2 protein-coding genes and 3 pseudogenes are annotated in these 5,102 nt (G+C 65.7%); all 5 read left to right on the forward strand.

The window, feature by feature from the left end; all coding sequences use genetic code 11:
• A pseudogene (locus ACTXPP_RS13860) lies at window positions 1–134 on the forward strand (CueP family metal-binding protein); the annotation flags it as partial.
• 71 nt (window positions 135–205) lie between these two features.
• Window positions 206–988: pseudogene (locus tag ACTXPP_RS13865) on the forward strand (multicopper oxidase domain-containing protein); the annotation flags it as partial.
• Window positions 963–1,431 (forward strand): annotated as a pseudogene (copS, locus tag ACTXPP_RS13870) (two-component system sensor histidine kinase CopS); the annotation flags it as partial. The pseudogenes ACTXPP_RS13865 and copS, both read left to right, overlap by 26 nt.
• 44 nt (window positions 1,432–1,475) lie before the next feature.
• The gene (locus tag ACTXPP_RS13875) at window positions 1,476–3,395 is read left to right on the forward strand and encodes a calcineurin-like phosphoesterase C-terminal domain-containing protein (protein ID WP_441579935.1); all 1,920 of its coding nucleotides are present in this window, start codon (window positions 1,476–1,478) and stop codon (window positions 3,393–3,395) included.
• A gap of 187 nt (window positions 3,396–3,582) precedes the next feature.
• Window positions 3,583–4,974, forward strand: a complete 1,392-nt coding sequence (locus ACTXPP_RS13880; RefSeq protein ID WP_141329938.1) for an NAD-dependent succinate-semialdehyde dehydrogenase — start codon at window positions 3,583–3,585, stop codon at window positions 4,972–4,974.
• Window positions 4,975–5,102 lie beyond the last annotated feature (128 nt).

Below are 5,102 nucleotides of genomic sequence, written 5' to 3' on the forward strand. Positions count from 1 at the left end.
GGTTTATTGGCTTCTGGCTTCCCGATGATGCCACCGGCCTGATTGAGGTCAGCTACCAGGGGCGTACCGGCACCACGGAGTTTTCCACCACCGACGACGGTGCCACCTGTGTCACAGACCTGCGCCTGACGTGATGGCTCAGCAGGGTCCTCACCTGCGCCTGTCTCCCGTGTCACTGAAATCTTGCACCAAGGAAGGTTAAATCATGACGAACGCGTTTTCCCGACGACAGTTTCTGCTCGGCGGGCTCGTCCTCGCCAGCACCGGGGCCGTGGCCGCCTGCACCAGCGACCCTGGACCCGCTGCCTCGGCACCAGGTCCCTCCCTTCGCCCCACTCCCACCCCCACTGCGCTCGGTGAGCCGACGGTGCGCCGGACACTGACCGCCCGGCCCCTCTCTCTGGATATCGGCGGCATCGAAGCCAAGACGTGGGGATACGTCTCTGACACCGGGGATGCGGCCATTGAGGCCACCGCCGGCGACGTCCTCCAGGTCGATATCACCAATGAACTGCCTGAGAGCACCTCCATCCACTGGCATGGCATCGCACTCCACAACGCAGCCGACGGTGTGCCCGGCATGACCCAGGACCCCATTGAACCTGGCGAGTCTTTCTCCTATGTTTTTGAAGTCCCCCACGGTGGCACCTACTTCTACCATTCCCACACCGGCCTGCAGCTTGATCGCGGCCTCCACGCCCCACTGATCATCCGTGACCCGCAAGACGCTGAGGACCAGGACGTCGAGTGGACCATCGTGCTCGACGACTGGGTCGATGGCATTCATGGCACTCCCGACGATGAGCTCGACAAGCTCACCGGAATGGGCTCAGACGACCATAACGGGAGGATGGGAATGGGAGGTCACGGCCAGATGATGCACGGCACCCCGGACCGGGTACTGGGCGGAGATGTCGGCGATGTGATGTATCCGCACTACCTCATCAACGGACGTATCCCCCGTGCCCACCGCCTTGATCAGCGCCCTGCTGGCCAGCCTGTGGTTATCGCGTCGCCTGCGCACCCCCCCTGCAGGAGCTCACCCGCGCCGCTACCAGCCTGACGGCCGGCAACTACCGTATCCGCGTGCCCGCCGGAGAAGCAGGCCCCGAGGTCACCACCCTGGCGCATGCCTTCAACACCATGGCCGACCGGCTGGAACACACCGAACAGGTCCGCCGCCAGATGCTCTCTGATCTGGCCCACGAAATGGGCACCCCCTTATCGGTGCTCACGGTCTACCTCGATGGTCTCCAGGACGGGGTCGTGGACTGGAATAATGCCCCCCACACGATCATGGCTGACCAACTCACCCGCCTGACCCGGTTGATGGAAAACATCGACGATGTCTCCCGGGCCCAGGAACACCGGATCGATTTGGACCTGGCGGAGGAAGGGCTCGGGGATCTGCTCCATACCGCCGCATCATCCACTCTCCCAACCTCTCAGGGGCTTACTCTCCCATGACCTCTCGCATGACTTCCTCGTCATCCTCACGCAGGCACCTCACCGCCGCGTCCCTCGCCATCCTCACAGCGCTCACCGCGTCTGCCGCCTCCACCACAGCCACCGCCGTCGCCGACGACCTGCCCGGCTACTCGCCCGCCGGTTCAGCAGCCTCGGCCGGGTCAATCACCAGCTCTCTCCCCGGTTCCCTCCCCGACTCCTCCGACACTGGACCCGGTGGCCCCTCCACCAACGACGGCCTCTACGAAGGCCGGGTCGAGGTCTCCGACGATCCGGCCGAGGACCAGTCCACCTTCACCGGCCAGGTCTTCGACGACACCAACCGCAACTCCACCCTCGACGACGGCGAAGAGCCGATCGCCGGCGTCCCCGTGAGCAACGGGGTCGACGTCGTCACCACCGACGATGAGGGACGCTACGAGCTGCCCGCCGGTGACAACCTCACCCTGTCGGTCACCCAGCCGGCCGGCTGGCAGGTGCCGGTCGACGCCGACAATTTCGCCCAGTTCAGCTACAACCACCTGCCGGAGGGCTCCACCGACCTGAAGTTCGGTGGCCTGGAACCGACCGGCGACGTGCCGGCCGCGGTGAACTTCCCCATGGCGAAGTCCGAGGCTACGGCAGCCAAGGACCAGTCCTGCCCGGTCGCCGCGGACACCCAGACCTACGAGAAGGAGGAGGTCGGGTACGCCGCCAAGGGTGGTCCCGCCGACCTCGCCGAGCGCAATGACTACGCCGGCTGCGGCGTCATGCTGCTGGGCGACAATGTCGGCGACGACCTGTCACTGAACCCGGATCTCCGCTCGCTGTACGCGGGCATGAACGGCCCGGTGCGCGCGTTGCCCGGCAACCACGACATGGACTACGACGCCGCGGACGACTCCCACGCCACCGACACCTACCGGCAGGACTTCGGCGCGACGCACTACTCCTACAACGTCGGCGACACGCACTTCATCGCCCTCGACAACATCGAGTACAAGGGCGCGAACCCGGACGGCTCGAAGAACGGCTATCTGGAGAAGGTCGGCGAGGAGCAGCTGACCTGGCTGAAGAACGACCTCGCCCAGGTCGACGAGAATGCACAGGTGGTGGTCTACTCCCACGCACCGATCGTGAACTACAAGGAGCTCATCACCGATGACGCTCTTGATTTCTACGACGCGGTCTCCTCGCACCCGAACCTGGTGACCGTCGGCGGCCACACCCACACCCTCGAGCACCTGCTCGCCGGCGGGCAGCGTCAGGAGTGGAAGGACGCCGGGTTGTCCGAGCTGCCGAACGACCAGATCGTCGCCGGTGCGGTCTCCGGTGACTGGTACTCCGGCGGGCTCAACGAGAACGGTGTGCCCTACGCCTACACCTCCGAGGCCGCGGAGCCTGGCGTGTACACGCTGACCTTCTCCGGCGACGAGCCGGGAACCTACGGCGGGTACTACACGGTGCGTGGTGCCGACCAGGCACACCAGCAGCTCATCGGCATCAACTCGCCGACCTGGCGTGAGTGGGCGGAGAAGGCCCAGGCGTGGCAGGACGACGACAAGGCGGGCGATGAGCCGGCCTCGATTGATCCGCTGACGGTGTCTACTGAAGATCTGAAGGACGGCAAGTCCTTCCTGACCTCGAGCTTCTTCGGTGGTTCCACCGAGGCGACGGTGTCTGTCTCCTTCGACGGTGGGAATGCCGTGGACGCCGAGATCACCCAGCCTGCCACCGGCGAGGGCGAGAACAAGGGCTGGGAATTCACCGATCCGATCTCCGCGACCGAGAACCTGTCGACCACGGGCAATGTGGCGCAGTCCAGCCCGCACCTGTGGCGGACCGCGGTCCCGGCCGACCTGACCCCGGGCGAGCACACCGCCGAGGCCACGGCGACGGACCGCTACGGTGCCGAGTACACCGAGACGGTGACGTTTACGGTGGAGTAGGTCCCGGGGGTGACCGGGGGTCACGGTCAGCGACGGTCGGCAACAGTCAGCAGAGCTCAGTCATGGTCGGCACGCCTGTGTGCAACATCACCCTGCCGAAACCGCCTGAGGTGGACCTAAACCCGGGAAGGGACCTAAACTCGGGAAGTGAACAGCGAACCACCTACCGTACGAAAGGACCACCACCATGGCGTACGCAACCACCAACCCTTACACCGGAGAGGTCGTCAAGACCTTCCCGACCGCCACCGCCGAGGAGATCGACCAGGCGGTCACCGGCGCCGATGCCACGTTCCGCACCTGGTCGCAGACCCCGGTCGAGGAGCGCGCCGCGGTCCTCGCCAAGGCTGCGGAGATCCTGCGGGCGAACAAGCGCGACTATGCCGAGACCCTGACTCTCGAGATGGGCAAGCTCATCGGTGAGGCGGAGGCCGAGGTAGAACTCTCGGCGGGCATCCTGGAGTACTACGCAAACCACGGTGCCGAGGCGCTGGCCCCGCGGTACCTCCGGGCCGAGGGATTCGGCGATCAGGATGTCGCCCTGGTCAATGACCCGCTGGGTGTCCTCTACGCCGTGGAGCCCTGGAACTTCCCCTACTACCAGGTCATCCGCATCAGCGCTCCCCAGTTCCTCGCCGGCAACACCATCGTGCTCAAGCACGCGTCGAATGTGCCGCAGTCCGCGCTACGCATGGTTGAGCTGTACCGCCAGGCCGGTGCCCCGGAGAACCTGCTGACCAATGTCTTCGCCGGTCATGACGCCACCGACCGGATCCTCGCCGATTCGCGTGTCCGCGGTGTGGCTCTCACGGGTTCCGAGGGTGCCGGCGCCGCCATTGCGTCGGCCGCCGCGAAGAACCTGAAGAAGTCGACCCTGGAGCTCGGCGGTGCGGACGCTTTCGTCGTCCTGGAGGACGCGGAGGTCGAGAAGGCCGCGAAGTGGGCCGCGTTCGGCCGGCACTGGAATGCCGGTCAGGTTTGTGTCTCCTCCAAGCGGCTGATTGTCGTCGATGCAGTGTACGACCGGTTCCTGACCGAGTACCGCCGTCATGTCGCCGAGCTGGTCGCCGGTGATCCGATGGATCCGTCCACCACGCTGGCACCGCTGTCGTCCCAGCAGGCTGCCGATGATCTCGCGGTGCAGGTCGAGAAGGCGAAGGCCGAGGGTGCGACCGTCGAGGCGATCGGTGCTGAAGTCCCGGAGCAGGGGGCGTTCGCCCGCCCGTTGCTGGTGACCGATATCCCGGAGGGCTCCGCGACGTCGCAGACCGAGTTCTTCGGTCCGGTCACGCAGCTCTACCGGGCCAAGGACGAGGAGGACGCCGTACGCATCGCCAATGACACGCCGTTCGGCCTCGGCGGTTCGGTGTTCTCCACCGACATCGAGCGTGCCCGCAAGGTCGCCCGCCGTATCGAGACCGGCATGGTCTTCATCAACCAGCCGACCGGTGTGAAGGCCGACGTTCCCTTCGGCGGTGTGAAGCACTCCGGCTACGGCCACGAGCTCATCGACCTGGGCATCAAGGAGTTCGTGAACCAGAAGGTCGTCGTGGTCAGCGACATCGACGGCTCCTTCTAGCCGTCTACCGGATGACGGTGCGGACGGTCTGCGGCTCCTCCCCCATGAACTGGCGCCGGAAGTAGTCCTTGATCATGTCGCGCTTGGACTTCTTCTTCCCGTCCCCTGCGGCGAAGGGCGTGGAGGAC

Source organism: Candidatus Corynebacterium faecigallinarum, from assembly GCF_052264515.1.
Classification (GTDB): Bacteria; Actinomycetota; Actinomycetes; order Mycobacteriales; family Mycobacteriaceae; genus Corynebacterium; species Corynebacterium faecigallinarum.

What these genes read in the sequence shown, in the direction of transcription:
- ACTXPP_RS13875 (WP_441579935.1), top strand. Translation starts at nt 1,476, where the DNA reads ATGACTTCCTCGTCATCCTCACGCAGGCACCTCACCGCCGCGTCCCTC.
- ACTXPP_RS13880 (WP_141329938.1), top strand. Translation starts at nt 3,583, where the DNA reads ATGGCGTACGCAACCACCAACCCTTACACCGGAGAGGTCGTCAAGACC.